Source organism: Paenibacillus sp. HWE-109, assembly GCF_022163125.1.
In the GTDB taxonomy this organism is placed as follows: Bacteria; Bacillota; Bacilli; order Paenibacillales; family NBRC-103111; genus Paenibacillus_E.
Window position 1 is genome coordinate 1671681 of record NZ_CP091881.1, and the last position, 26549, is coordinate 1698229.

Genomic DNA, 26549 nt, shown 5'->3' on the forward strand with positions numbered 1-26549 from the left:
GAAATGAGGTCTAACGATGGAAGAACGGACAATACGCAAGACGTCCCGCGAACGGTTAAGCGAACTCGTCAGTACGCTGCGGGAAGACATACTGACAGGAAAGCGGGCGGTGGGGGAATATCTGCCTTCTGAGAAGACATTCGCTGCGCAATTCTTTCTAAGCAACCAATCTGTGCGCAAAGGGCTCGAAGTTCTTGTTTCAGAAGGGTTGATTGAGAAAATACCGCGCGTCGGCACCAAGGTTGTCGGTCCACCGGACGGGGCCTTCGTTACTGTGAAGTTAGGCTTCCACAGCTCCGTAACTGGCGAAGCCGATTTGCACAGGCTGCTCGCCATCTTTCAAAAGGAAAACCCGCATATTCGGGTACAAGCTGTGCCTACCTCCAGCAACAATTACGGTTATATCAGCGAGTACTTGTCCAGCGGCCTGCTTGATGTGGTGATGATGAACTTCAAGAATTTTCAGGAATGCGCGGAAAATGGAGACGAAGGACTGCTGGAGCCGATGGAACGGAATCCAGAGCTGTATTCGTTCTTGTCAGATGCCTTTCAGGTGGAGGGCCGCCAGCTCGTGCAGCCGTTTATTTTCTCCCCACTCATTCTGTGCTACAACCGTGAGCACTTTCAAGCGGCGAATTTGTCCGAGCCGGATAGCAGCTGGCAATGGAAGGACTTGATCGAATATTCGTCAAAGCTGGCCATCCCAAATGAACGGCTTGGTTTTCATTGCGACTTGTATTCATCTAATCGTTGGCCTTTGCTGCTGTTGCAAACCGGTAAAAAGTTCGAGAGGCATGAAGACGGCCGGCTTAAACTTGCCGGCACGCCGATGATGGATGCGCTTCGCTACTGCGGGGAGATGAAACACAGTATTCCCTCTCTATCGGAAGGGATAACGACAGGTGAATCGGAACTGCTCTTGGCTAAGGGCAAGGCGTCGATGATTATGACTAGTTATTTTTACTTGAACTATTTGCTTGGTGAGCGTCTGTCCTTTGACGTCGCGCCTGTGCCGCACTTCGGCACGCCGATGACCATGCTGCTTAACACGGGCCTTGCTGTCAACCGTCAGTCGAACGTCAAAGACGCCGCCGTCAAGCTGGTCGAATTTCTCACGAGCACGAAGGCGCAGCTATTCGTTCGGCAGCATACCTATAGTCTTCCTGCCAGAAAATCAGCCGCTGAATGGGTTGGGGAAGAAAAGCGGTATCTGCCTTCCAGATTTTCGCTGTTTCGCGAAACGATTCCGGGTTTTAGATATTTCACGGATTTGGCCATTAGCGCAAGAGAACTGTCCGAAATTAATCAGGAATTGAAGATGTATTGGGCAGGTTTGGAAACGGAAGAGGCGTTATGCGCGCAAATCGAGGAGCGCCTTACGCTAAGTACAACATAAATAGCAGCTATTTGAACCGTAACCAAGAGGGGGAAGTTAGATGCCGCACTTTAGTGCTTCAACCATTCTGTTATTGCTTATAACGGCTCTCGTCTTGTTTGGGCCCAGCAAACTGCCGGAATTAGGTCGGGCGTTCGGCAAGACCTTGAAGGAATTTAAAAACGGAACCAAGGAATTACTCGGGCCTGATGATCCGCAATCACAGGCACAGCCTCTGGCACAGGCTCGCAAGGAGTCTTCTGCTGACGATGTCAACAGGCGTTAATTAACTTTTGAATCATGCAAGTGCATAGATCGTTTTCACGAAGGCAAAAGATGCCGGATGATTACGATCTTTTTTTTTTGCTAAAAGTTCACTGTGATTCATTTAACATATGGAATATTGTTCAATATATTGTTTTTAAGATTATAATACAGTTGAAATAATGAGATATAAGCGATATAATAACCATAAATGAAATTCAGTATATTGAACTTTAGTTAACCAATTGATTTATTCTCAGGAGGGTAAACACATGTCCAAAAATGCAGAACTCTATGAAGAATCAAAGCTTTATTCGCCAGGCGGCGTGCATACGTCCATTCGCAATGTAAACCCTATGAAAGTCTTCACCAAAGGAGAGGGTGCTTACATTTATGATGCGGAAGGGAACAAGTACATTGACTATCAGGGTGCTTTTGGGCCCATCATTCTTGGTCATAGCCATCCTTATGTGAATAAAAAGGTCATTGAAGCGATTGAACGAACCGATTTGTACGGTGTTGGCTGTACGGATCTGGAAGTTGAACTGGCTCGTAAGATTTGTCAGCATGTTCCTTCATCCGAGCAAGTGCTTTTTTGCAATTCGGGATCTGAGGCTACGTATCATGCGATTCGCTTAACGCGCGCGATTACTGGGCGCAACAAGCTGATCAAATTTCAAGGCTGCTACCACGGCTGGCATGATTATGTCGCTCGCAACATGCTTAGCTCTTGGGACATGATCGGCAAACGCGATCCAGGTTCGGCTGGGATGCTGGACGAAGCCATAGATAACACGCTGGTTTGCACGTTTAATGATCTTGATGATGTGGAAAGGACTTTCCGTGAGAATAAAGGGCAAATTGCTTCTTTAATCGTGGAGCCGATTCCGCACAACATCGGTTGTGTGATGCCGCAGCCTGGCTTCCTTGAAGGACTCCGTGAGCTATGCACGGCGCATGGAGCGCTGCTGATCTTTGATGAAGTGATCACTGGCTTCCGTCATGATATCGGGGGTTTCCAGAAGGTGGCAGGGGTAACGCCTGATTTGACAACGATGGGGAAAGCGATGGCAAACGGCTACCCTATTGCCGCAGTAGCGGGTAAACGTGAATACATGCAGCGTTTCAATACGTATCCGGGCGGAGACGTCTGGTTTGCGGGAACCTACAACGGTCATGCAGTAGGGACATCCGCCTCTATCGCAACACTTGAGCTCATGGAGAATGAGCCTGTGCATGAGCACATTTTCCGCTTGGGCGAGAAGATGCGCTCCGGCATTCGTGGCATTCACGAGCGGCTGGGCATCGAGGCGTTTGTAGCAGGCTTCGGTTCGGTGTGGACGACGTATTTCATGACAAGCGAACCCAAGAACTACTCGGATTTGCAACAAAATGATGCAGAGTTCTATGTAGCTTATCGGAAGAGACTTATCGAAAAGGGCATTTACAAGATGCCGATGAACATTAAGCGCAATCATATCAGTTATAGTCATACGGATCAGGATGTTGACACAACACTGGACATTATTGAATCTGTCTTGAAAGAGCTAGTCAGCAAATAAGCGACAGTTAGGAGTATTTTGACTATGAAATTACTAACATTTATGCTGGGTGGGACCTACCGTTTAGGTGTGAAAAAGGAACAGGGCGTGCTTGACGTCTTGGCAGCGCTCTCCGTTGTGCCTTCAGAAAAAACAATTCCGACTAGCATACAGGAAGTTATTGCCGGGGGTGCTGAAGCATTAAATGAACTCCGGATTTACTCCAATCAGGTGGTCGCCGCGGTTAACGACACAACCGCATATGTAAGGGAGGAGTCGACTTTGGACCTTGGTCCTTGTGTCACGCACCCCAATAAAATTATTTGCGTAGGACTTAACTATCGCAGGCATGCGGAGGAAACGGGCGCTCAAATCCCGCGGTATCCGATTCTGTTCAATAAATTCAACAATACCATTACAGGCCATGGTGATGACATTCCGTTGCCGAAGGTTTCGGAGAAAGTAGATTATGAAGCAGAATTAGCAATTGTCATTGGTAAAACAGCCAAATCAATTTCTAAGGATGAAGCGTTGGACTATGTTTTAGGCTACTGCAACGCCAATGATCTGTCTGCTCGTGATTTGCAGGTGAGAACACAGCAATGGCTGCTGGGCAAATCTTGCGATAAATTCGCGCCGATCGGTCCATATCTCGTAACGGCCGATGAAATAGCTAATCCCAATGATCTTGAAATTAAGACCTATGTGAATGGGGAAGTGCGGCAGCAGTCGAACACATCGGACATGATTTTCCATTGTGATGAGATTGTCAGCTACATATCCCAGCATATGACGCTCGTACCTGGCGATATCATTCTAACAGGAACTCCAGAAGGCGTAGTATTAGGATATCCGCCTGAGAAGCAAGTATATCTCAAGGATGGGGACATCGTGTCGATCGAAATTGAAAAGCTCGGAACCTTGACGAATCGGATGATTTCGGAGTCATAGGTGTTTGATTGTCCCTCATAGCAATCTCGCGCGTAATGCCATTCACAGGGAGCTTAAGAGTCAGCTTCGAAAATAGTTAAAGAACCTAGCCTTCGGCTAGGTTTTTTGTGCGCCAGAAAGTATAAATTTTTGTGTGGAGTTAAAAGTACATTTAGAAGATGAAACAGGACATCCTGCACCGAATCTTCTTTGATGAGAATCGGCACTGGGAAGCCTTTAAAAGCAAGCATGGCAAAAAGATACGTCTCGTAGTGCTGAATTTATCCGAGAATTTCGAGATTGTGGAGACCACGAAAAAATGGTTTAAGCTGCTCACATGTGAAGGGTGCCACGATCTTAAGGTGGTGCCCTATCGGTGAAAGTGACGTTTCTGCACGAAGTGTTCATGCGGAGAAACGGAAGAGTGGAGCACGGATCTTGTCTGCGGACGTATGTCAAGTCAACCATCGACATGTTATCTTGACCATCGATGTGAACGTACTTATGTGTTCGAATGGCTGCTGGTTTGGAGGTGTAAACAAGCTATTTGGCTGAATGAGAACCTCTAGCTTTGCAACTGCGCGGAGATAAGGGAACGTCACGCCGCGATACTAGCGAATTGTGTCAGGATAGCGAGTTTGAGGGAACTACAGTACGCTATAATTCTGAAAATCGCTATTTTCCGCGCCAGAGGGAACTACGATCCGCTATGTCACCATTACTCCGGCGGAATCAGCAGGTTCCGCTTAAATAGCGGATCTCAGTTCCCTTTCATGCTACGTTTACCCCAATTCCTGCCATTTAGCGGATCATAGTTCCTTTTCACACGACGCTCTCTGTCATTGTGTAGCCTTGAAGGGAACTAGGATCCGCTAGATTACTGAAAACCGTTATGAAGACGCTCATCTCTTAGGGCGGCAAAGCCGCTTTTCTTACGGGATTTATATGTTTATGGGTTAGGGGTGAGCGAAGCTTGCCCCTTTATTAGTGCTGTCCACCGCAGACTTCTTTGCTGCGGTGGTTTTTGGTCTCAAGGGCATCTAATGAACTGTACGATGCTTATAGACGAGAAAATGGCTACTTTAGCGATTTAATGAACTGGATTGGCGTTATCGAGCAGCTTTTTGTCGGAAAGGTGTTTGTTTTCTTGAAATAGAGCATCTGGAAATCGCTAGATTTTCATAAGGAGCGATTTTGATCGAATAAAGGGTATTGAGTTCGTAAGGGGGGCGGCTTGGGCTTGCCTCAAGGTGCATTGACTTGGTGACGTAGCCGCAGGCTAGGTTTTTTGTGCATTCCTTCTATAGGCATTTTTTTGCGTTCCCACTATTGCATTTTTTTGTGCATTCCCACTATTGCAGTGATTTTATCATCGTCTCCTTCAGGAGCACATCCTCTTGGAAGGAATCCTCCAACTTTTGTCGATAATTTACAATTTCTTAACGTGAGCATTACACTGCATTGATCCTTGCAACTTGGCATCAAGTTAGACTAGGTCCATAGACAATTACTAATGTGCATGCATGAGGCTTTGCGAGCCGCAGGCCTTTCGTACCTATATCAATTTTCGCGGAGGTTTATATGAAAGTAGAGTTGCACTGCCATACGAATTTGTCAGACGGTTCGTTCACTTTTGAGGAAATTTTGGAGTTGGCTGTTAAGGAAGATATTCGTTATCTAGCGATAACGAATCATGATACGACGCTGGAGATCAATGAGATGATAAATAGAGGGTTGGAACGGGGGATTGAGATTATCCCAGGTATTGAAGTTTCGGCCTATGACTTTAGAAGAAATCGCAGAGTGCATATTCTTGGTTATTATATCGAACCTGGACATGCCGAACTTGAAACGCTGTGCAGTCCGCTGCTTGAGATGCGCCACGATGGCTGTCGAATGGCAGTGGATAGACTGATTGAAGCGGGCTATTCCATTACATGGGAGCAAGTGCTCAAGCACGCCGCAGGAGGTACGGGAGTTTACAAACAGCATATTATGCATGCGTTAATAGATCAGGGTTATACCACGACAATCTATGGCGATTTGTACAAAAAACTGTTCGCGCGCGGTCAAAATGGAGAACCGCAGGGCACGGCATATATTCCGACCAAGTATGTGGATGCTTGCGATGCTGTTCGCGCCATTCTGAAGGCAGGCGGAGTCCCCGTCCTTGCCCATCCTGGTCAATATCGGAGCTTCGAAATTGTGCCGGAGCTTGTGCAAGCAGGACTTCAAGGCATTGAGGTTTGGCACCCGCTGCATGGACCGGATGATGAAGATCAAGCGCGAGAATTTGCTTTCAAATATGATCTCGTCATGACTGGCGGGTCCGATTTTCATGGTTTTTATGGAGAGAAAGAGGTTGAGCTTGGTAGTAAAAGTCCTGGTATAGACACAATCGGCCAACTCCAAGCGCGTAAACAATCATCCGTCAAAGGAGGCATCGACGCATGAAACATATTCATCAAATACACAGCCATTCGCTGCAGTCTGCTGAGCCTGATATTCATGAGAGCAGTAATATTTTCAACAGCTTCGCAGGGGAGTGGACCTCGATCGGTCCAAACAACAAGATCATTGAAGCCTCAATTGGGGATTACACTTATACAATGGACGATGTCACGATCAATTATGCAGAGGTGGGTAAATTCACTTCTATTGCTTCCCATGTTTGTATTAACCCAGTTGACCATCCGATGGAACGGGTGTCTCAGCATCATATGACGTATAGGCGAATGGACTACGGTTTCGCTGAGACCGATGATGAGGGGATTTTCGACTGGCGCAGGGGCAATCGCGTGACAATAGGCCATGATGTCTGGATTGGACACGGGGCTATTGTTATGAAGGGTGTTGAAATTGGGAATGGCGCGGTTGTCGGTTCAGGTGCTGTCGTGACCAAAGATGTTGAGCCCTATACGATCGTGGTTGGCGTGGCGGCGAAGCCAATCAAAACCCGATTTCCCAAGGAAGTTTGCGATAAATTGCAGCAGATCGCTTGGTGGGACTGGCCTCGTGAGTTGTTGGAAACGAGATTTCATGAATTAAATGATGTTTATGGCTTCATCCAAAAATATGGCTGATTTCAGCTCTGGAGGTAACGAGCATGTCTGAAGAGGTGGATATCATGGATTATCTCACTGCGGCTATCCAATCCGGCAAATATGAGCCTGACGATAAATTGCCTTCGGAAAATGAGTTGGCAGACCGATTCAAGGTCCCCAGAATCACTGCGCGCAAAGCCTACGAGCGCTTGCAGGAACTGGGCTATATCTACTCCAAGCAAGGCAAAGGCAGCTTTGTACAGGATCGAAATCTTCGCATTCCTCTCGTTCTTTCCGGGAATATCAGTTTTAGTCAGAAGATGCTTGATCTAGGCTATAACTATCAGTCCAAGAACATATTTTGTGAGCCCATCTCGTTTAACAATAAAATTTATCAATCCCTTCGCGCACCTGAAGACAGCATGGTCTATCGAGTGGGCCGGCTCCGAATTGTAAATGGACAGTCTATTGCCTTGCACATTTCGTATGTGACGGCATGCATGTTTCCTGAAATCAGTACCGAGGGAAGAGAGATAACTTCGATGTTTCAGTATTACAGAAGCAAGGGCTATCACAATTTTCGTTCTATCCAAACAATTCTTAGCGTAACGTACCCTTCTAAAAGCGAGAGGGATCTGCTAGCTTGCTCCAGCCTTATTCCGTTATTGGTGCTGGAATCCGGGTGCATGGATGGTGAATCAGGCAAAATGCTGGAATGCAGCAAAATTTTGTATCGTGGAGACTGTTTTTCTTACGAGATCTAAATTTACGTAATCTTAACAGCCATCAGCCTGGCAACAAGATAGAGTGAATTTCGAAGTGAATGATGACTTCTCAGAGCAAGGAGGTCCAAGGATGAAACGAAAGCAAAGAACAGAGATTTTAATAAATGGAACGGCTGATCTGGCTGTGTCGCTTTCACAAGATATTGCGAGCCGTTACAACATTGTTGTGATCGAAGAGCCTAATCACGGATTGGTCATGGTCAAGGTGAGAGAAACCGCACAGAAAAGCCTGTTTTATTTGGGCGAAGTGTTGGTGACGGAATGCAAAGTGCAGATTGAAGGAGCAATCGGCGTTGGTCTTGTCAAGGGGGATGACCCAAACAAAGCCTATGATTTGGCTGTTATTGATGCAGCTTTCGGGGCAGATCTTAAAGAAACTGCGGAATGGTCAATTCTGCTTCAGCAGGAAAGCGAGCGCTTGGCTGCTCGGCAAGCCGCATTTCAATCGAAGCTTCTGCAAACAAAAGTGAATTTTGAAACGATGGACACGGATTGAAAGGAGAGACAACCATGAGCTTGGATTTCATTCATGATATACAAAGAGCTTATAGAAAATTGATCGACTCCCAGTCAAGACCTGGGACTCTCTCAGATCTCGCCGAAGAAGCCGGAGAACTAGCGTTGGATAAAGGCTGTTTGCCTGCAACGCTGGTACTGGCCGAGATGCTGCTGGATACGGAAGTCTCCTTCAACGTGTTCTCGGAGCGGAAAGTTCAAGTGACGCAATTGTTCAAACAAATGAGTTACGCCAGAGAAGCGGAAGCGAGCGAGGCAGATTTTATTTTTGTGCTCAGAGACGCACAGCAGGATGATTTGCAACAAGCGTTTGAAGAAGCGAAAATTGGTAATTTAAGTGATCCGCATTTCTCGGCAACGTTAATTATTGAAGTAGAAAGTTTGTCTGCGGGAAGCAAGCTGCGACTTTCTGGACCGGGTATTCAGTCCTTCGCCAACGCTCAAGTACTTGCTAGTGAGGGGTGGCTGGATATCCGAGCGGAGCGAAATGCCGAATACCCGCTTGGGCTGGATTGCCTCTTCGTGGATACGAAGCATCGTCTGCTCGCTTTGCCGAGAACGACGCAGGTTCTGGTTGAGGAGGTTAGTTGAATGGGGTATGTAGCAGTCAAAGGTGGCACACATGCCATTGAAGAATCGTTAAAACGCATGCAGTTCGAAAGATTGAAAAACAATAAAGTCCTGGATGTTGATGTGATTGAAGCCGGGATGCGAGGTCTCATTGATCAAGTGATGTCAGAAAGCAGTTTTTATAGTGAGCAGCTAGCAGCTCTGGCTATTAAGCAAGCGGAAGGAAATCCCGAAGAAGCGGTGTTCCTGCTGCGCGCCTATCGGTCAACGCTGCCAAGAAAACACTACTCCAAAACCATCCAGCCTGAGGAGATGCGTGTGGAAAGACGGATTTCTGCTTCCTTCAAGGATATCCCTGGCGGACAGATTCTGGGAGCTTCTGCGGATTACTCCCATCGCATGCTGGACTTCGACCTCATGGATGAAACGGAAGCTGAAGTAAGCAACTGGTTGCAGGACTTTGCATCTGGTGAGGGCGCCGAATTCATGGAAACTGCAGAAAGTCGTCTTCCCAAAGTGCTGGACTATCTCAGGAAAGAAGGCTTGATAGCGGACTGCCCGACCGATCACACCGAGCCGGATGATGTTACGCGAACAAGCCTGACCTTTCCAGCCAGTAGGAGTGAAAAGCTGCAGATTCTGACAAGGGGTCAGACAGGAGCTGTAACATCTTTGGCCTACGCTGTGATTCGGGGATACGGCATGATTCACCCGACGGTGGGCGAACTGCGCGTAGGTCAGCTTCCAATCTACTTGGAAAATCCTCTGCATCCGACACATGATGAGGATGATGCTTATTTTATAGGCGAGATTAAAGTTACAGAAGTGGAGATGCTTGTCCCAGCAACGGTTGAGAAGGAGAATGGCCATAAAGAGCTTCAACTGGCATTCGGCTATGGGCTCTGCTTTGGGCAGAATGAAACGAAAGCCATCGCCATGAGCATTTTGGATAAAAGCCTTGAGGCTGGTGACAAAAATGTTCCGACGCAGAACGAAGAGTTCGTGCTATATCATATCGACTCCGTGGAATCGACAGGCTTCATTTCACACTTGAAAATGCCGCACTATGTGACCTTTCAATCCAAGCTTAACGATGTGCGCAAAACAAGGAAGATCCAGTCGAAGGAAACGGAAGAGGAGTAGAGCCTATGCAAATTCAATACAACTTCGCTTTTCTAGACGAAGGATCCAAAAGGGAAATTAGACGAGCTACGCTGAAAGCTATTGCGATTCCTGGCTATCAAGTCCCATTCGCCTCCAGAGAGATGCCAATTGGACGTGGTTGGGGAACAGGCGGGCTACAGCTTACACTCTCCTTGATCGGGAAATTAGACAGGCTTAAAGTGATCGACCAAGGCTCAGATGAATCGGTTAATGCGGTCAGTATGAAGAAGCTGATTAACAAGACGACGGGAGTCATCGCTGTGGAGGAGACTTCTGAGGCTACACTGATCCAATCACGGCATCGTATACCAGAAATTCCTCTGAAGACGGGTCAAATTCTGGTCCTGCAGGTTCCAATGCCGGAGCCGCTGCGCATGTATGAATCCAGTGAGCTGGAGACGAAGAGGCTGCACGGGGAGAAGGAATATAGCGGCGCATGGCTTATGCTGTTTGAGCAGATTATGAAGTATCGCAGCGTCTCCACGGGCGCTGACCATCCCGTGTTCGTACATGATCGTTATGTCATGGCTCCTAGTCCGATCCCTAAGTTCGACAACCCTAAGATGAACAGCTCGGAAGCATTAATTCTGCTTGGCGCAGGACGGGAGAAGAAAATTTACGCAGTTCCGCCATTTACCAAGGTGGTCTCCCTGGCCTTCGAAGATGTTCCATTCGAACCAGAGTCCTTTCCTGGCAAGAGCTGCAAGCAGTGCGGGGCTCAGGATGTGTTCATGGATGAACTTTACGATACGGAAGAAGACGCTAATTACTATCAATGCAACGATACGAGCTACTGTCTAAGCCGAATGAATCAGCAGTTTTCTTAATGAGGTGAAGAGAAATGAGTGAATGTTCAACCCCGATCCTAAGTGTGAAAAATTTGAATAAACAATTTGGTGCAGGCTGCAGGGAATGCCGCGATGCAACAAAGCGCCAATTGGATAAAAATTATTGCCCTGTCTGCTCTACGGTGTATTCTTGCCAGGATATTTCGTTCGATTTATTTCCCGGCGAAGTTCTTGGCATCGTAGGTGAGAGCGGGAGCGGCAAATCGACGTTGATGAGGTGTCTGTACTTTGATCAAGAAGTAACAGCGGGGGAAGCGTACCTGACACCTTATAAAGATGGCAGCAGCAACCTATTCGAAGAATCCTCCCAACAGCGAAGATTTATCCGCAACCAGCTCATGGGCAAAGTGTATCAAAATCCAGTGATGGGGCTTAGGATGAACTTTTCCTCCATCGGAAATATTGCCGAGAAGATGATCGCCGCCGGAAGCCGCAATGTGGCAGCGATGGAATCCCGAGGCAGCGAACTGCTGGAGCGCGTTCATATTCCGCTCTATCGAATGAAAGAAGCACCGAAAAATTTCTCGGGCGGCATGCAGCAGCGTGTGCAGATTGCCAAGGCGATGTCCAACAATCCGCCTATTCTCTTGCTCGATGAAGTAACCACCGGACTGGATTTATCTGTGCAAGCCAATGTTTTGGATCTAATTAAGCACTTGCAGAGGGAACTGAACATCAGCATTCTGCTTGTATCGCACGATCTTGGCGTCATCCGGATGCTGGCGGACCGAACGATGGTCATGCTGGATGGACAGGTTGTAGAGCAAGGCTTAACGGATCAAATTCTCGAAGACCCCCAACACGCCTATACGCAGCAACTCGTTCATTCGATGCTGTAGCGAATTTACAGGAGGAGTCCATCCCATGTATCTGATAACGAACGGCATTATTATTACAGAAGAAACGCTATTAGAAGGTTATGACCTGCTTGTCCAGCACGATCGAATCGCTAAGATCGCACGTCAAGGTGAGTTTATTGTAGATGCCAATACAGAAATTATTGATGCGTGTGGCGGATACATTGCTCCAGGGCTTATCGATATCCATTCCGACTATATTGAGCATATGACGGCTCCAAGGCCTACATCTTTAATCGATTTCCGCCTGAGTCTGCGCGAGACGGAGAAGGAGTTGATCGCTCACGGTATCACGACCATGTTTCATTCCTTATCCATTTTCAAGTCTGTCGATTATAAGTATCGGCCTATCCGAGAGCCTGAGAATGTGCGCAAGCTGGTTGACCTGATCGATGAGACGCACAATAGCAAGCATTTGGTCCGTCACCGGTTTCATGCCAGATTCGAGATTGATAATCTGGATGAAATCGAAAGCTTAAAAAGCTACATCTTGGAGGAAAAGGTCCATCTCCTATCCTTCATGGATCATACGCCAGGCCAAGGGCAGTACAGGGATTTGGAAATGTATAAAAAGACAATTCGCGGATACGAAGACGTTTCGGATGAAAATGTGGAACTCATTATTGCTAATCACCAGTCCAAGCAGAAAATGACCGTGGATGCCATCCGTGAAATCGCCGAGATGGCCAAAGCCAGAAATATTGCCGTTGCTTCGCATGATGACGATTCTGTGGAAAAGCTGGATTTGGTGCAGAGTTTCGGCACGACGATCAGCGAATTCCCGATTACGCTTGAAATTGCCCGCAAAGCGAAGGAAAAAGGAATGTTCACGATAGCCGGAGCGCCTAACGTTATACTGGGAGGCTCGCATAGCGGCAATCTCTCTGCTGCGGAGGCTGTCAACGACGGCTCTATCGATATTCTATGCAGCGATTACTATCCATCTGCGATGCTTCACGCCGTCTTTCAACTAGCCAGTCAGTATAAGAAGAGCTTGGCCGAAATGTTCAAACTCGTCACCCTGAATCCTGCAAGAGCCGTTAATATGGATGAGCAGTTAGGTTCGATTCGAGAAGGGAAGAAGGCGGATCTGCTCATTATTGAACGGTTGGAGCCTGATGATTTCCCTGTCATTACAGCAGTAATGGTAGATGGCAAGTTGATTCAGAAAACGAATTATAGAATTTAATGGGGGTGATGGCATGGATAGCCTCCTGTCAATCGAACAGTTGTCCAAATCGTTCACATTGCATAACTTGAACAAACATATCAATGCGGTTGAAGACGTAAATCTCTACCTGAAAGAAGGCGAATTCGTAGGCATTACCGGGAAAAGCGGAAGCGGAAAGTCAACCGTGCTCAGATGCATTTACCGCACATACCTGCCTCATTCAGGGCATATCTGGTATCATTCTCAACGTTTTGGCCGGATTGATCTGGTCACTGTGTCGGAGCGGATGATGATTGAATTGCGGAGATTCGAAATCGGGTATGTGTCTCAATTTCTCAATGTGATGCCGCGCACGACAGCCAGAGAGCTCGTCCGCCACGCCATTGTAGAGATGGGCTATGACACGGATTATGCGGAGAATGAAACGGTAAAAATGCTCGAGCATTTCGAGCTGGATCGAAGCTTATGGGACAGCTATCCGGGAACTTTCTCCGGTGGTGAGAAGCTGCGCCTAAACATCGCCAGAGCGATGGTCAAGCGGCCAAGGCTGCTGCTGCTGGATGAGCCCACGGCAAGTCTGGATCATGGCTCCAAAGTGAAAGTAAAGGTACTGATTGAACAGCTCATGAAGGAAGGCACGACGATGCTGGGTATTTTCCACGACCTTGAATTTATGGAGAACCTATGCAATCGGGAATATCAAATAAAGGACGGCAAATTCTTAATGGCTGATCGACAGACCAACCTTACACCACATTAAAATTGTCCAAACCGTCCGTTGATATATAGCTTGGGTATGAAGGTTGTCCATTACAAAGCTTTGCAAATCGGGAGGAGAGTTAACTTGAAAAAACTTTTGGTACTTGCTATTTCATTAACCCTTGCAGCTGTAGTTACAGGCTGCGCATCCAAGGCTGGCGACGCTGAGAAAGCTGCTGTACCCGTAAAAACCAAGGACACCATCACGATTGCTTGGTACCCCAATGAGTCCGGAGCGGATCTGAAAGATGCCCGCGATGAGCTTGGCAAAGTCATTGAAACGGCAACAGGCAAGAAAGTAGAGCATAAAACAACGACAGATTATATTATCGCCATCGAAGCCATTGCGAGCGGCAATGCGGATGTAGCTTTCATGGGACCTCAAGGATATATCGAAGCCAATGCAAAGAATAAGAAGGTTCAGCCTCTGGTTGTAATGAGCGGTGAGTCAGGAACGCTGGATGATGCTGTGTATTACAGCTGGCTGAACGTTAGAAAAGGGGAGGAAGAGGCGTACAAAAACGGCAGCAGTTTCTCGATTGATAACATTGCTGGCAAGAAATTCTCTTTTGTATCCAATTCTTCCACATCCGGTTTCAAAGTGCCTTCCGCTGGAATCGTAAGCTACTTCAGCAAGAAAGACAAATATAAGAGTCTGACTACCGATGATCTGATTCAAGGCGGGAAGGACAAGTTCTTCAGCGAGGTGCTATTTGGCGGCTCACATCAGGGATCGGCAGTCAACCTGTTGACTGGCAAAGCAGATATTGCCGCATTCTGTGATACTTGCGTGGGCAATTATGTAGAACTGTCTTCTGGAACGGCCAACAAACCTGGAGCGGTTTATAAAGTTAAACAAGGCGCGGCTGAGCCATTCAATACACTTATTGGCAAGGAATTTTCCCTCATTTCTGTCACACCGGTATTAAACTCCCCATTTGCAATCAACACAAACACCATTAGTACGGACGATCAAAAGAAGCTGAAGGACGCGTTCATCTCCGACATCGTGACCAAAAACCCGAAGATTATTCTGCAAAAAGATTCAAAAGAGTCCGGGATGTTCAAGCAAAAGTCAGGTAAGGAGAAATTTCTGACGGTCGAAGATGCTTGGTTTAACCCGGTTAGAGAGCTATCGAAGTAACTGTACCAATCGTACCTACCTAATTTGCCAAAGGAGTTAACTATGACAACGTTATTGGAATTAAAGCAGGTATCGAAGCAGTATGGTGCGGATACAAGAGCGTTATTAGATGTTAACTTCGCTGTGAAAGAAGGGGAATTTGTTTCGATCATCGGACCTTCGGGTGCTGGGAAATCCACGCTGCTTCGCTGTATTAACCGTATGATTGACGCTAGCAGCGGAGAGATCATTTTTGATGGTGCGAGTGTACTCGGTTTTAAGAAACGCGATCTGAAGAGGTTGAGAACACGGATTGGGATGATTTTTCAGCATTATAATCTGGTTAATCGGCTGAGTGTCATCGAGAATGTTCTGCATGGACGGCTTGGCTACAAGTCAACGTTGGCCGGGATGTTTGGCATTTACTCTGAAGCAGAGAAGAGGCAGGCGTACAGCATCCTGCAAATGCTCGGTCTGGAAGAGCAGGTTTACAAACGCTGTGATCAATTGAGCGGCGGTCAGAAACAGCGGGTTGGCATTGCGAGGGCTCTGATTCAGAACCCCAAAATGCTGCTGTGCGACGAACCCATAGCCTCCTTGGATCCGAATGCTTCCAAAATTATTATGGAGCATCTACGCAGCATCTGTTCCAAAATGGGCATTACCGTTATCATTAATTTGCATCAAGTGGACATAGCTTTGAAATACTCAGACCGAGTGATCGGTGTAAATAAGGGAACAATCATCTATGATGGTCACCCGGCAGGCATCCATGCGGACCAGCTCAGCAAAATCTACGGGGCAGAGCTGCATGAGTTCATGGCTGATCAGGGAGGGCAGCATGCAGGCTAACTTTTTTGCCAGAAAAAGAAGGAATTCGTTCATTTATTACGTATTGCTCATTCTGGCCACTGTGGCCGCAATAACAATAACCGATTATAACGTGGTCAAAGGATTCACCTCGATTCCCAAAGCAGCCGAGTGGGCGTTTCAGAATTTCTATCCCAATGAGAAAGCAATGAAGAAACTTCCTGCTATTATGGATTCTTTGATCGAAACTGTACTAGTCTCGATTGCAGCGACAACCGTTGCTTCTATATTCGCATTGTTGTTTGCCATTCTTGGTTCCAACACGACCGGAGTTGGTGGTGTAGTAAGCCTAATCAGTCGTTCAATCGCAACTTTGTTTCGCAATATTGATGTTGCCGCTTGGTCGATGATTCTGCTGTTTTCATTCGGGCAAAGTGTAATGACAGGCTACTTTGCTCTTTTTTTCGGTTCTTTCGGATTTTTGACCCGCGCGTTTATTGAATCTATCGATGAAGTAAGCAACAGCTCCGTGGAGGCGCTAAGAGCGACTGGAGCTTCTTATTTCTCCATCATCTTCCAATCTGTCATTCCTTCAAGCATTCCTCAATTGCTGAGTTGGATCCTTTTTATGGTGGAAACGAATATCCGCCAAGCGACATTAATTGGCATTTTAACGGGGACGGGAATCGGGTTTCTGTTCAGCTTGTATTACAAAAGCCTGAATTATAGCTCCGCCTCATTGGTGGTACTCGTGATTGTGGCTGCCATTATGCTGATAGAAGCCATTTCCAATTATGTCAGGAGGGTGATTCTCTAGCATGGAACTCCATGAAATTGCCAAAAAAACCATTGACGGAACCAGAGGGCCGAAGGGGTTTCCAGATAAACACATTAAGGCTAAACCTTTCAGCCATGCCGCGCTTGTGATTCAGCTTACCTTAGGTATGCTGGCAGCTTTGAGCATATATGGGTTTGCAACTTTTGACTATAAGAATATAAATCTGCTGGACAGCATCCAATCAACCGCGGTGACGATCAAAACGATGTTCTTGGAACCCCATTTGAAGCACTTTACATTCGGGGAAGCCCTTATGCAAGTTATCATCACATTAGGTTTGGCTTTTCTTACCACGCTGTTCGGTGCTGTCATTGCCTTGTTTCTAGCTTTATTGGCGGCACGCAATCTATCTACAGGCACAGCTTCGATTATCATTAAAGCGGGCGTAACTTTCATCAGAGCTGTTCCTACTGTATTATGGGTACTGATTTTTGCCGTTGCTGCTGGACTGGGAAGTGTTGCGGCAGTTATTGGCATGACCTTCCATTCTGTAAGCTATTTGGTCAAAGCTTATTCGGAGTCGTTCGAAGAACTAGACAAGGGGGTAATTGAAGCGCTGAAAGCTAGCGGTGCTACTTGGTGGCAGATTGTGTTTCAAGCTGTCATTCCTTCGTCTGTTACGTATTTGATATCATGGACATTCACGCGCTTTGAGATCAACTTTGCTGTTGCTGTTGCTATGGGAGCGGCAGCCGGCGCAGGTGGAATCGGGTTTGATATGTTTATGGCTAGTGGTTTTTATTATGACGTTAGAGAAGTCGGGGTTGTTACCTATTTTATTCTCTTCTTTGCTGTTCTGTTGGAAATTCTGGCCACAAGAATTAAGAAGAAGCTTAGAGCGAAGGTGTAGATATGGTTAGCTGAAATCGTACGGCTCACACTTTATCCGGTGGAGCCGTGTTTGTGCGCGGGGGAGGACACTCAGCAGTTTCCGCATACAGGGAGGAGCGGTATTTGGCAGGAGGCATCCCTACGTGCTTGCGAAACAGCCGGAAGAAATAATTCATGTCGGGGATGCCGACTTTGAGGCTGATTTCCCGCAAGGAAAGGTCGGAGTGCTCCAGCAGATTTCGCGCCTTCTGGATGCGAATTCTATTCATATATTGGAGCGGCGTTAAGCCGGTATGTTTCTTTAAGCATTTGGATATATAATCAATCGAAAAATGCAATGCCTTCGCCATTTCTTCAAGCCGAAATGGCTTTTCGCTTTGTTCACCCAGATAGGCGATGATGTCGTCGCAGAGCTGCCTGCTCGATTGATTGTGGGAAGACTTGGCGAAATTCTGAAGCATGATGAGGAGCTGCCCGAACATAATTTGAAGCGGGAGCATCTTCTCAAGTTCGGAACGATTGTGAAGCTCAATAAGGTCGTCCAAGAGAGACCATAGTTGCCCTGTGTTAAGTTCCTTGAATTTGGGCAGGTAGATGACATGTTCTTGCGGTTCGTGGTCCTTATAGGTGCTGATGGGGAGAATGGCATGCCAACGGATTTCCTCGGCGGGAACCAGATGCTGGGCTGGTGGGTGTTGGACATGCAAATAGTAGACCAGCGTGTCTTGCTGGCAAGCTATATGGCTGTAGTGACGTTTGCCTGGTTCTAAGACCAACATCTGATTTTCGCTGATTTCGTAGGGAATCCCGTCTTCTGTCATATACAAAGTACCTCTGCGTACGATAATGATATCGTATAGATGGAAAACCCGATCAAGATGACTGTATGACTTAGGGAAATTCACTTTATTGATCATGACCAAAACAGGAAGGGGCGGTATAGAAAGCTCGAGACATAGCATGAAAATCAACCTTTGCCATTATTTTGTGGCCTAAGTATAGTCCTTTGCTTGTCAGGATGCAAGTGATAAAAACTGATTTTGTACTTAAGTTCACTGATTATCTGAATAGTAAGATGGAGGGAGTGCTTCTATAATGAAAGAAGAACATGACCTTTCCTACTAGAATGGAGTGACGTTGAGGATGACCAAAAACTTATACGAAAAATTGCTGCCAGCTCCCCGAAATGGCGGATTCCAGATGACAGACTACTGGGTCTGGTGCGGTTCGGTTGTGCAGGGTGAGGACGGACAATTCCACATGTTTGCCTCGCGTTGGCCCAAACATCTTCCCATGCATCCTGGATGGCTCGTCCATTCAGAGGTCGTGCGGGCCGTTGCCGCTGCGCCGGAAGGGCCGTATGAATTTGCGGAAGTTGTTCTTCCGGCAAGAGGAGCCGAGTATTGGGATGGCCGCAGTACGCATAACCCTCATATTGTAAAGCACGCTGATAAATATCTTCTCTACTATATGGGGACAACTTATCCGTTTCCTGACGTCTTGCCAGGCGAAGCGTATGGGCTGGATGATCCGCGCTGCATAGTTGCCAGAGCAAACAAACGGATCGGGCTGGCTATTGCGGATCATGTTGAAGGCCCTTGGGAGAGGCTTGATTCTCCAATCCTAGGCGTTCGCCCTGGCAAATTTGACAGCTATCTAACGTCGAATCCGGCTCCATGCGTGCATGAAGACGGTTCCGTGCTGCTGATTTACAAATCCAGAGCCTACAAAGGCCATACATATAGTGATATGGCACTTGGGGCGGCACGGGCGGATCATTACAGGGGACCCTACCGCGTGTTGAGCGAGGAGCCGTTGTTTCCTCCGGCGGATGTGCATCTGGAAGATCCGTTCATCTGGCAGACAGAGAACGGTTACGCGATGATCGCCAAAGACATGAAAGGGAACGTCGGCGGTGAACGGCATGGCGGCATTCAAGCCTATTCCTCTGATGGTTTGAATTGGCACATCGCCGCTCATCCTAAGGCTTATTCGAGACTTATTACCTGGAACGATGGCACGATTAAACAGATGGGCAATTTTGAAAGGCCGTTTCTGCTTTTTCAAGAGGGCAGACCGACTCATTTGTTCGCCGCTACGGCAGATGGGGAAGGCAACTTCGGAGGCCGGAACACATGGAACATGGTGATACCGATTGGTGATTAGTTATTGAAGCTGCTGGGATTTTGCCTGGCAGTCTTTTTTTTGGGGAATTTGTATGTTTTGGGGCGGTCGCGGAGTTAATGCAGCTGCCTTGTGCGGATGTTAGGGACGTCGTGCGGCTATTACAGTAAAGAGTGTCACTATCGTGGGGAACTAGAGTGCGCAATCGGTCAGGCCCCCTAATTCCGGAGAATCGGTTGTACAACAAGGTGTTATCTTCGTATTGCTTGTTTTTTGAAGCGCTGTCGGCTTCTTTTGCTAGTTAAATGGCGAGCACATAGCTGGACGTATCCATCGATGCTTTTTCTACCCACCTCATAAATGCGGCTGGCGATCGTTTACCGAGGCTTCTATGCATGCGACGATTATTATAAAAATCCATGTACGTATGAATAGCTCGATAAGCTTCTTCAAACGTTTCAAAGCTTTCTTTCCTCAATAAGTCACGCTCTAATGTGGCATGGAATGATTCGATATAGGCATTTTTATTGGGCGTTTTGGGTGGAATCCGCTCGTGAATCATCGTTTCATCCTCACACATGTCTCCAAAAGCCTTGCTAATAAACTGAGGACCGTTGTCTGTGCGAATAATCGGCTTGCTTGCACCTGATGCTATGCGTGAACGTAGAGCGTCTTTAACCGCTTGGCAAACATGCTTAGCTTCGCAGCTGGATCCAAGATGATAGCCGACGATGCTTCGATCAAATACATCGATAATATCCGCGAGATAAAAGAATTGATCATAGCCTGCTACGTACCCATATTTGATGTCTAATTGCCATAGTTGGTTGGACGCGTTAATGGTATGATTGCGGGCTAAACGTCTCGGATAATGAATCTTTTTGCGCCGCTGCGGATTTAAAATACCGAGCTTCTGACATAACCGATACACTTTCTTTTTGTTGATTACAAGGCTATGTTGAACGCGCAAACACTCCGTCAGTAGAACGTAACCATAACTATGCTCCTCACCCGAAACTAGCTCTAACAGCCATTCCTCAATCTGGGCATTGCTTACGATTTGACCCGTATGCGTCTTCGAGTGAAGTGTGGCTGGACGCCCCCTTCCAGGTGCTGAAGGGCGCTTTAGCGAAGAACGCATAACTTTGTGACGGTCGTAGTAGGTCGAAGAAGCCACATTAGTTAGGCGCAGTACAGTCGTTATGGGATGTCCCTGCTCGATGAACGTTTGGGCAATGTTGAGTTTATCTTCGAGGCAGGGCTGGACTTTTTTACAAGTTCTCTCAGAATATTGTTTTCCAACTCTTTCTCTCCGAGTGCTTTTAGCGCACAAGCATATTTTTCTTCCAGTTCAGCTAGGCGCTTGGATTCAGCCATACGTTCATCTAATGTTGGTAACGCATCATCCCCAAAGGTCTCTTGATATTCCTTTACCCAGTTACGGATGGTTTTTGGCGATACATCATATCTTCGCGAAAGAACACCCGTCTTAATTCCACCAAGCGCTTCTTGAGCTACCTTGAAACGCACTTCTTCAAACACCTTGTTACGTTGTTGCACGGTATTCGCCTCCCTAATAAAAAGTGTACCTTATTTCCCGTGGTATTCTCCAATCTAATTAGGGGGCTTAATAGCAATTATAGCCGAAAGTGTCAAAATAGCTAGGTTGCGGGAACTACAGGGCGCTATTATAGCCGAAAGTGTGAAAATAGCTAGGTTGAGGGAACTAGAGTGCGCAATTATAGCCGAAAGTGTCAAAATAGCTAGGTTGAGGGAACTACAGGGCGCTATTATAGCCGAAAGTATCAAAATAGCTAGGTTGCGGGAACTACAGTGCGCTATTATAGCCAAAAGTGTCAATATGGCAAGGTCGAGGGAACTAGAGTGCGCTATTTTGCTCTTTGGTGGAAAATTCGGCGCTTTTTGTGGAAATAAGACCCTGTAGTTCCGCTACTGCTCTAGGAAATCTGCTTTTTGCCTAAATAGGGTCCTGTAGTTCCCCTAAATGGATTTCCTTAAGGGGATCACTATTTATAGAATTCCCATTACGTGAAATAAGGCAGCTAAAGGTGCTTATTTGTTCGAATTTCGCCTGTAGCGGCTTGTACGAGCTTAGTATCTTTATTTTTGGCGTCAACTGCCGTTTTCTTCAACAGGCTATGGGCAAGCGGAAACTTTTGAAAGCACGGTTGCTCTTTCTATCGCCAAACACGAGCTTGAACTTGCTCATACGTCGGACCGCAAGCACCATGCGGAGGCGATACACCTAGTGCCCAGGGTGCTGGATTTCATAGGCATTTTCGTTTTCTCCCCCGCAACTGCTGCCTAATCAATCTGTCATTCTAATGAACTGTATGCTGCTTATTGACGAAAAAATGGCGTGTTTAGAAATCTAATGAACTGAATTGGCGTTATCGAGTTGTTTATTGGCGGAATGGTGATCATTTACATGAAATAACGCCTCGGGGATTCATTAGATTTTAAAAATGATCTATTTTGATCAAATAAAGGTTATTGAGTTCGTTAGGCGACCGGCAAATAGTGCGAGGAGACTACGTTTGGATTAACCCGATTGAAGCAGCACGATAGAGGCAGCAGGATAGAGGCGGCGGGATAGAGGCAGCACGACAGAGGCAGCGCGATTAATTACGGAGCAAATGTCGCAAAATCTGAATGGTGGAATATTACAAGCACCCACCCATTATTGCACGGAAGAACCCAGCAGCCCTTGAGGCTGCTGGGTTTTGATGCTTCTAATGAAAGCCGAGCTTCACCGCCATGCTGTAGCCAGCCGGACCGAAGTTATACCTTTTGCGCAGTTCGATTAGGTTGGGACCGAATGTTTGTTCCAGCGTTTCACGGTGCACGTGCATAATCTCATAGATGTAGAGGTCATGGATAATGACCTCCGTGATCGGCATGACGAGACCTGGGTGCATGGTCCAAGCGGCGCGGCTGTCCGTTCCAAGAGAAACGATACCGGCAACCACTTCGCGGTCGTCTATGCTCGCCACAATCCAACGTCCGCCGTATTCCCGTGTAATCTCTTCACTCGAATCGTGCGGGTACACTTGCGCAAAATCGAACTGCAGTTCTCCATAAACGACGATCAGAATTTCGACGCCTCGTTCCGCAGCCCTGCGCAGTTCCGGCTCCAACAGTTTGGCTTCTTCTGTCCAGATTTCAAGCAAGACACGACCAGTAGCCCGATTGATCGCTTCCGACGCCCGGCTTAGAATGGCATCAAACCCAGTGATATTCCAAATGTTTTCCCGATTTAAGGAGACATACGAGTAATGGGCGAGCGCTGTCTCAGCTGCTTCGAAGGAGGAGTCGATTTTGCTTTTCTTCAGCCGCATCAGCTCTTGCGGCGGCAGTGGCGTGTATAACGAAGGATCTTCGTGACTGACCATAACTTCGCCGCGCTCCACCATTCCGCTTAGCACTTCATAGATTTTGGAACGAGGGACACCCGAGTTCAATGAAATCGCATACCCTGATAAAGGAGATTTATCTAGGAGCGCAAGGTACGCTTTGGCTTCATATTCGGTAAAATTCAAATCCTGCAACATCTTAATGATTTCTATTTTCATTTAGTAATTTCCTACCTCCACGTCGTAGATAAGGCCGTTTCTTTCACTATATCCGATCTACTCCATTATTACACTTGACAGGAGATAGTGCCAATAGTGTACCATGATTGTAGTGGCTACAAAAGTAGCTACTATAATGAAATTCTAAGAATTACTTGGAGGTATGGCATGGATGCAACGAAAGAGATCCAAAAGGTACGATTAACCAAGGCGCAAACAAGCAGCAGTCTTTATCTAATCGCTGTCATTATCGCTATTTTGCTATGGAGCACCTCGTTTGTTGGGACTAAGATTGCCTACAATTCCTTTCCTCCTCTTACATTGGGGGCGGCCCGTTTTGTAATTGCATCGATTATTTTAGGCGCGATTATGCTGTCTAGAAAAGAATTTATAAGGCCTGCACCTAAGGATCTGGGATTGATGGCACTGAGCGGAATTCTGGGAACGACTCTTTATTTTGCGCTGGAGAATATCGGACTTGAGCAGACAACCGCATCGAGCGCTGCGCTGATTGTCGCTTCTTACCCTGCCATAACAGCGCTGCTTGAGTTCATTTTTTATCGCGTGAGAATTTCCTGGCTGAAGGGACTCGGGATTGTTATGGCCGTAGTCGGCGTGTATCAGATTTCTGGCGGCAGTTTAGGGGGGAGTTCAGGACAGCTGAAGGGCAACCTCATTCTAATTCTGGCGGGCGTTGTGTTCGCAGCTTATAATTTTACCACACGTAAAGTTGTCAAAAATTATTCAATGGTAACCGTTTCGTTCTATCAGACGATCGCAGGAACACTTGCATTCATTCCGCTTGCGCTAATTGAAAGGTCAAGATGGCAGGTGCCTAGCACAGAGTCTCTCTGGATGCTGCTTTATCTGGGAGTATTCTGCTCTGTAACAGCTTTTATGCTTTATAATTATGGACTGAGGAAGCTCAGTTCAGGTACTGCTATGGCGTTGATGAACCTTGTCCCTCTCTTTGGCGTGCTATTCTCAACCGTATTCCTGCATGAAGTCTTACATATATTTGATCTGATCGGTGGACTGATCATTATTGTTGGGGTTATTTTGAGTGTGAGGGACTAGTGAGAAGGCGGTTTTCAGACTCAATGGGCATCTAACGAACTGTATGATGCTTATTGATGAGAAAATGGCTTGTTTGGCGGTATAATGAACTGGATTCGCGTTATCGAGCAAATTTTAAGCGGGAAAGTGATAGTTTGTACGAAATAGCGCATCTGGAAATCGTTAGATTTTCAAAATGCGCTATTTTGGCTGAATAAAGGGTATGGAGTTCGTAAGGGCCGCCATCCCAATTATTACCTTCACACAACAGGCACAGTCGACTTGAAACGATCTCCCAATTCGCTGATCGTGTTGCAGTAATGAAAGATGGCGTTATTCAAGAGATGGGCGAAACGGGCGTGGTTCTGTCCGACCCCAAGTCGGACTATGCGAAAGCTTTGTTGAACGCGGTATCTTTTGCTACAACGTAGTTTTATACTGATCTAGGTTCCTATATATGGTAAAATGAGTATATAGTGAGATTGGGGATGTGATTCTTAATGACTGAGCAAATTGAGAAAAGTGGAATCAGAGGACATCACAAGAAAGCAATCATCAACCTAGTGAATCGTTTACAACAGGATTCGGATTATTTGGCTGTGATTATTACGGGCTCTGTGGCTAAAGGATTAGCACGTGAGGATTCAGATATTGACTGTTATTTGGTTGTAAAAGATGAGATATTCCAGGACCGGAAACAGCGGGATCGTTTGTTTTATTATGCAGAAGATGGCTGCGATTACAAGGGGGGTTATTATGACGGGAAAATTATCAATTCTGATTTCCTGCAGGCAGCGGTAGAAAAGGGGAGTGAGCCGACACGCGCCTCTTTTGAAGGAGCGATCGTCGCCTTTTCTCGAATACCAAACTTGGACGAACTTGTCAGTCGTATATCCGTGTATCCGGAAGATCGGCGGGAGAGTAACTTTAAGGACTTCTTTGCTCAAGTGGAGTTGTACGGAGGATATTTCGCTGATCGAGCGTTAGCCTTGAATAACGCATACTTATTATCGCAAGCGGTTAGTCAAGTTGCATTATTTGCAGGACGATTGATTCTTGCTTATAATAGAACACTCTTTCCCTGCCATAAATCAATGATGAGTTCGTTGGAGAGGGTACCTGAAAAACCAAAATCATATGTGCAATTGCAGAATGAGATGCTTGCTAGGCCAAACAAAGAAACAATCAGCACATTCGTTGAGTGCGTTCGTTCCTTCCACGATTGGGGAATTACGCCGAATGAATCAGTCAGCCGCTTTATCGTGAACAACGAATGGAATTGGTTGGAAGGTGAACCTCCCCTCAGTGACCGCTAGCGAGAACTAGGTATTTTATGAAGGAGGCAAATAGATGATGAAGCTTCGCTGTGCCATTCTAGACGACTACCAGCAAGTGGCGTTGACTGCCGCGGATTGGTCCCGGATTTCGGACAAGGTGGAAGTCAAGAGTATTGATCGGCATATCGATCAACCGAGTGAACTGGTTGAACAGATTTCCGACTGTGAGATTGTAGTGATTATGCGTGAACGGACTCCTTTCCGTGCAGCGCTTCTTGCTCAGCTTCCCCGCTTGAAGCTGCTAATTACTACAGGCATGCGCAATGCGTCGATCGACATGACCGCAGCCGCTTCGCAAGGCGTTATCGTTTGCGGCACGGGAGGCGCAGGCAACGCAACCGCCGAGCTCACGTGGGCTTTGTTATTGGGGCTAGCCCGCAACATTGTGCAGGAGCACAACGCGATCCGCAGCGGTCAGTGGCAAAGTACGATTGGAACGGATTTGTATGGGAAGAAGCTTGGCGTACTTGGACTCGGCAAACTGGGCAGCAAAATCGCTAAATTCGGACAAGCGTTCGGCATGGACGTCATGGCGTGGAGCCAGAATTTAACGAAAGAGCGAGCGGACGAAGTTGGCGTGCGATTAGCAGCCTCCAAGGAAGAACTTCTGGAGAACAGCGACTTTGTGTCCATTCATCTTGTATTAAGCGACCGGACAAGAGGGTTAATTGGCGCCGTAGAGCTCAAACGTATGCGTCCTTCGTCATACCTGATCAATACGTCCCGCGCTCCAATCGTGGATCAGGCTGCACTTGCTGAAGCTTTGCAGAACGGCTGGATCGCTGGCGCCGCGGTAGATGTTTTCGAGGTGGAACCGCTGCCTAAGGACGATATCTACCGGTCGCTTCCGAATCTTCTTACTACGCCGCATATTGGCTATGTATCGAAAGCGAATTATGAAGCTTTTTATACAGATGTAGTTGGAAATATTGAAGCTTATTTATCCGGAAGTCCGGTTCGAACGCTTTCTTGATTTATTGAAAGATGAGCTTTACTAAGGTTTACCATGATCT

The 26549-nt window shown here is 46.9% G+C and carries 26 protein-coding genes and 1 pseudogene; 23 read left to right on the forward strand and 4 right to left on the reverse strand.

Annotated elements, in window-relative coordinates; genetic code table 11:
- Window positions 1-16: 16 nt before the first annotated feature.
- The 19 genes and pseudogenes from LOZ80_RS06710 to LOZ80_RS06795 all read left to right on the forward strand — a co-directional run bounded on the left by LOZ80_RS06710 (window position 17) and on the right by LOZ80_RS06795 (window position 17445).
- Window positions 17-1396, forward strand: coding sequence for an extracellular solute-binding protein (locus tag LOZ80_RS06710; RefSeq protein ID WP_238170695.1), 1380 nt, complete (start codon window positions 17-19; stop codon window positions 1394-1396).
- Window positions 1397-1436: 40 nt separating this feature from the next.
- Window positions 1437-1661, forward strand: coding sequence for a twin-arginine translocase TatA/TatE family subunit (gene tatA / locus LOZ80_RS06715; RefSeq protein ID WP_238170696.1), 225 nt, complete (start codon window positions 1437-1439; stop codon window positions 1659-1661).
- Window positions 1662-1911: 250 nt separating this feature from the next.
- Window positions 1912-3201 (forward strand): aspartate aminotransferase family protein, encoded by a 1290-nt coding sequence (locus LOZ80_RS06720; RefSeq protein ID WP_238170697.1) that lies wholly within the window; start codon window positions 1912-1914, stop codon window positions 3199-3201.
- 24 nt (window positions 3202-3225) lie between these two features.
- Window positions 3226-4131 carry a fumarylacetoacetate hydrolase family protein gene (locus LOZ80_RS06725; RefSeq protein ID WP_238170698.1) on the forward strand — a complete coding sequence of 302 codons (906 nt, stop codon included), beginning with the start codon at window positions 3226-3228 and terminating at the stop codon, window positions 4129-4131.
- A gap of 158 nt (window positions 4132-4289) precedes the next feature.
- Window positions 4290-4602 (forward strand): annotated as a pseudogene (locus LOZ80_RS39420) (transposase zinc-binding domain-containing protein); the annotation flags it as partial.
- Window positions 4603-5691: 1089 nt separating this feature from the next.
- Window positions 5692-6564 carry a PHP domain-containing protein gene (locus tag LOZ80_RS06730; protein ID WP_238170699.1) on the forward strand — a complete coding sequence of 291 codons (873 nt, stop codon included), beginning with the start codon at window positions 5692-5694 and terminating at the stop codon, window positions 6562-6564.
- Entirely contained in the window at window positions 6561-7193 is a 633-nt protein-coding gene (locus tag LOZ80_RS06735) for a DapH/DapD/GlmU-related protein (protein ID WP_238170700.1), read from the forward strand. Before LOZ80_RS06730 ends, LOZ80_RS06735 begins: the two co-directional genes overlap by 4 nt.
- 23 nt (window positions 7194-7216) lie before the next feature.
- Window positions 7217-7918 (forward strand): GntR family transcriptional regulator, encoded by a 702-nt coding sequence (locus LOZ80_RS06740; protein WP_238170701.1) that lies wholly within the window; start codon window positions 7217-7219, stop codon window positions 7916-7918.
- Between the two features lie 91 nt (window positions 7919-8009).
- Entirely contained in the window at window positions 8010-8435 is a 426-nt protein-coding gene (phnG, locus tag LOZ80_RS06745) for a phosphonate C-P lyase system protein PhnG (protein WP_238170702.1), read from the forward strand.
- Between the two features lie 14 nt (window positions 8436-8449).
- A complete protein-coding gene (gene phnH / locus LOZ80_RS06750) occupies window positions 8450-9046 on the forward strand; it encodes a phosphonate C-P lyase system protein PhnH (protein ID WP_238170703.1) in 597 nt (198 codons plus the stop codon).
- Entirely contained in the window at window positions 9047-10168 is a 1122-nt protein-coding gene (locus LOZ80_RS06755) for a carbon-phosphorus lyase complex subunit PhnI (protein WP_238170704.1), read from the forward strand.
- 5 nt (window positions 10169-10173) lie between these two features.
- Entirely contained in the window at window positions 10174-11016 is an 843-nt protein-coding gene (locus LOZ80_RS06760) for an alpha-D-ribose 1-methylphosphonate 5-phosphate C-P-lyase PhnJ (RefSeq protein ID WP_238170705.1), read from the forward strand.
- 14 nt (window positions 11017-11030) lie between these two features.
- Window positions 11031-11876 carry an ATP-binding cassette domain-containing protein gene (locus tag LOZ80_RS06765; RefSeq protein WP_238170706.1) on the forward strand — a complete coding sequence of 282 codons (846 nt, stop codon included), beginning with the start codon at window positions 11031-11033 and terminating at the stop codon, window positions 11874-11876.
- Window positions 11877-11901: 25 nt separating this feature from the next.
- The gene (phnM, locus tag LOZ80_RS06770) at window positions 11902-13083 is read left to right on the forward strand and encodes a phosphonate metabolism protein PhnM (protein ID WP_238170707.1); all 1182 of its coding nucleotides are present in this window, start codon (window positions 11902-11904) and stop codon (window positions 13081-13083) included.
- A 13-nt stretch (window positions 13084-13096) separates the two neighbouring features.
- The gene (locus LOZ80_RS06775) at window positions 13097-13825 is read left to right on the forward strand and encodes a phosphonate C-P lyase system protein PhnL (protein ID WP_079417865.1); all 729 of its coding nucleotides are present in this window, start codon (window positions 13097-13099) and stop codon (window positions 13823-13825) included.
- An 84-nt stretch (window positions 13826-13909) separates the two neighbouring features.
- Window positions 13910-14968: a PhnD/SsuA/transferrin family substrate-binding protein gene (locus LOZ80_RS06780; protein WP_238170708.1), complete on the forward strand. Its 1059-nt coding sequence runs from the start codon at window positions 13910-13912 to the stop codon at window positions 14966-14968.
- A 42-nt stretch (window positions 14969-15010) separates the two neighbouring features.
- Window positions 15011-15799, forward strand: a complete 789-nt coding sequence (gene phnC, locus LOZ80_RS06785; RefSeq protein ID WP_238170709.1) for a phosphonate ABC transporter ATP-binding protein — start codon at window positions 15011-15013, stop codon at window positions 15797-15799.
- Window positions 15789-16574 carry a PhnE/PtxC family ABC transporter permease gene (locus LOZ80_RS06790; RefSeq protein WP_238172918.1) on the forward strand — a complete coding sequence of 262 codons (786 nt, stop codon included), beginning with the start codon at window positions 15789-15791 and terminating at the stop codon, window positions 16572-16574. The genes phnC and LOZ80_RS06790 overlap by 11 nt, the downstream gene beginning before the upstream one ends.
- A gap of 1 nt (window position 16575) precedes the next feature.
- On the forward strand, window positions 16576-17445 hold the full coding sequence (locus LOZ80_RS06795; protein WP_238170710.1) for a PhnE/PtxC family ABC transporter permease: 870 nt from the start codon (window positions 16576-16578) through the stop codon (window positions 17443-17445).
- A 25-nt stretch (window positions 17446-17470) separates the two neighbouring features.
- On the opposite strand, the gene LOZ80_RS06800 is transcribed toward LOZ80_RS06795, so the two are convergent.
- A complete protein-coding gene (locus LOZ80_RS06800) occupies window positions 17471-18388 on the reverse strand; it encodes a helix-turn-helix transcriptional regulator (RefSeq protein WP_238170711.1) in 918 nt (305 codons plus the stop codon).
- Between the two features lie 181 nt (window positions 18389-18569).
- Here LOZ80_RS06800 and LOZ80_RS06805 point away from each other — a divergent pair, with 181 nt between their 5' ends.
- Complete coding sequence (locus LOZ80_RS06805; RefSeq protein ID WP_238170712.1) at window positions 18570-19592, forward strand: glycoside hydrolase family protein; 1023 nt, start codon at window positions 18570-18572, stop codon at window positions 19590-19592.
- Window positions 19593-19851: 259 nt separating this feature from the next.
- Here LOZ80_RS06805 and LOZ80_RS06810 read toward each other — a convergent pair whose 3' ends face one another.
- The 3 genes from LOZ80_RS06810 to LOZ80_RS06820 form a co-directional block, all read right to left on the reverse strand.
- Window positions 19852-20727, reverse strand: a complete 876-nt coding sequence (locus tag LOZ80_RS06810; RefSeq protein ID WP_238168157.1) for an IS3 family transposase — start codon at window positions 20725-20727, stop codon at window positions 19852-19854.
- 23 nt (window positions 20728-20750) lie between these two features.
- Complete coding sequence (locus LOZ80_RS06815) at window positions 20751-21110, reverse strand: transposase (protein WP_238167655.1); 360 nt, start codon at window positions 21108-21110, stop codon at window positions 20751-20753.
- Between the two features lie 1193 nt (window positions 21111-22303).
- A complete protein-coding gene (locus tag LOZ80_RS06820; RefSeq protein WP_238170713.1) occupies window positions 22304-23143 on the reverse strand; it encodes a TrmB family transcriptional regulator in 840 nt (279 codons plus the stop codon).
- Window positions 23144-23311: 168 nt separating this feature from the next.
- Here LOZ80_RS06820 and LOZ80_RS06825 point away from each other — a divergent pair, with 168 nt between their 5' ends.
- The 3 genes from LOZ80_RS06825 (at window position 23312) to LOZ80_RS06835 (ending at window position 26509) form a co-directional block, all read left to right on the forward strand.
- On the forward strand, window positions 23312-24220 hold the full coding sequence (locus tag LOZ80_RS06825; protein WP_238170714.1) for a DMT family transporter: 909 nt from the start codon (window positions 23312-23314) through the stop codon (window positions 24218-24220).
- A 479-nt stretch (window positions 24221-24699) separates the two neighbouring features.
- Window positions 24700-25515, forward strand: a complete 816-nt coding sequence (locus tag LOZ80_RS06830; protein ID WP_238170715.1) for a nucleotidyltransferase domain-containing protein — start codon at window positions 24700-24702, stop codon at window positions 25513-25515.
- 34 nt (window positions 25516-25549) lie between these two features.
- Window positions 25550-26509, forward strand: coding sequence for a D-2-hydroxyacid dehydrogenase family protein (locus tag LOZ80_RS06835; RefSeq protein ID WP_238170716.1), 960 nt, complete (start codon window positions 25550-25552; stop codon window positions 26507-26509).
- Window positions 26510-26549 lie beyond the last annotated feature (40 nt).

What these genes read in the sequence shown, in the direction of transcription:
- LOZ80_RS06765 (WP_238170706.1), top strand. Translation starts at nt 11,031, where the DNA reads ATGAGTGAATGTTCAACCCCGATCCTAAGTGTGAAAAATTTGAATAAA.
- phnH (WP_238170703.1), top strand. Translation starts at nt 8,450, where the DNA reads ATGAGCTTGGATTTCATTCATGATATACAAAGAGCTTATAGAAAATTG.
- LOZ80_RS06710 (WP_238170695.1), top strand. Translation starts at nt 17, where the DNA reads ATGGAAGAACGGACAATACGCAAGACGTCCCGCGAACGGTTAAGCGAA.
- phnC (WP_238170709.1), top strand. Translation starts at nt 15,011, where the DNA reads ATGACAACGTTATTGGAATTAAAGCAGGTATCGAAGCAGTATGGTGCG.
- LOZ80_RS06820 (WP_238170713.1), bottom strand. Translation starts at nt 23,143, where the DNA reads ATGAAAATAGAAATCATTAAGATGTTGCAGGATTTGAATTTTACCGAA.
- LOZ80_RS06755 (WP_238170704.1), top strand. Translation starts at nt 9,047, where the DNA reads ATGGGGTATGTAGCAGTCAAAGGTGGCACACATGCCATTGAAGAATCG.
- LOZ80_RS06835 (WP_238170716.1), top strand. Translation starts at nt 25,550, where the DNA reads ATGATGAAGCTTCGCTGTGCCATTCTAGACGACTACCAGCAAGTGGCG.
- LOZ80_RS06830 (WP_238170715.1), top strand. Translation starts at nt 24,700, where the DNA reads ATGACTGAGCAAATTGAGAAAAGTGGAATCAGAGGACATCACAAGAAA.
- LOZ80_RS06825 (WP_238170714.1), top strand. Translation starts at nt 23,312, where the DNA reads ATGGATGCAACGAAAGAGATCCAAAAGGTACGATTAACCAAGGCGCAA.
- LOZ80_RS06775 (WP_079417865.1), top strand. Translation starts at nt 13,097, where the DNA reads ATGGATAGCCTCCTGTCAATCGAACAGTTGTCCAAATCGTTCACATTG.
- phnG (WP_238170702.1), top strand. Translation starts at nt 8,010, where the DNA reads ATGAAACGAAAGCAAAGAACAGAGATTTTAATAAATGGAACGGCTGAT.
- LOZ80_RS06790 (WP_238172918.1), top strand. Translation starts at nt 15,789, where the DNA reads ATGCAGGCTAACTTTTTTGCCAGAAAAAGAAGGAATTCGTTCATTTAT.
- LOZ80_RS06735 (WP_238170700.1), top strand. Translation starts at nt 6,561, where the DNA reads ATGAAACATATTCATCAAATACACAGCCATTCGCTGCAGTCTGCTGAG.
- tatA (WP_238170696.1), top strand. Translation starts at nt 1,437, where the DNA reads ATGCCGCACTTTAGTGCTTCAACCATTCTGTTATTGCTTATAACGGCT.
- LOZ80_RS06805 (WP_238170712.1), top strand. Translation starts at nt 18,570, where the DNA reads ATGACCAAAAACTTATACGAAAAATTGCTGCCAGCTCCCCGAAATGGC.
- LOZ80_RS06795 (WP_238170710.1), top strand. Translation starts at nt 16,576, where the DNA reads ATGGAACTCCATGAAATTGCCAAAAAAACCATTGACGGAACCAGAGGG.
- LOZ80_RS06740 (WP_238170701.1), top strand. Translation starts at nt 7,217, where the DNA reads ATGTCTGAAGAGGTGGATATCATGGATTATCTCACTGCGGCTATCCAA.
- LOZ80_RS06800 (WP_238170711.1), bottom strand. Translation starts at nt 18,388, where the DNA reads ATGCTATGTCTCGAGCTTTCTATACCGCCCCTTCCTGTTTTGGTCATG.
- phnM (WP_238170707.1), top strand. Translation starts at nt 11,902, where the DNA reads ATGTATCTGATAACGAACGGCATTATTATTACAGAAGAAACGCTATTA.
- LOZ80_RS06730 (WP_238170699.1), top strand. Translation starts at nt 5,692, where the DNA reads ATGAAAGTAGAGTTGCACTGCCATACGAATTTGTCAGACGGTTCGTTC.
- LOZ80_RS06760 (WP_238170705.1), top strand. Translation starts at nt 10,174, where the DNA reads ATGCAAATTCAATACAACTTCGCTTTTCTAGACGAAGGATCCAAAAGG.
- LOZ80_RS06725 (WP_238170698.1), top strand. Translation starts at nt 3,226, where the DNA reads ATGAAATTACTAACATTTATGCTGGGTGGGACCTACCGTTTAGGTGTG.
- LOZ80_RS06720 (WP_238170697.1), top strand. Translation starts at nt 1,912, where the DNA reads ATGTCCAAAAATGCAGAACTCTATGAAGAATCAAAGCTTTATTCGCCA.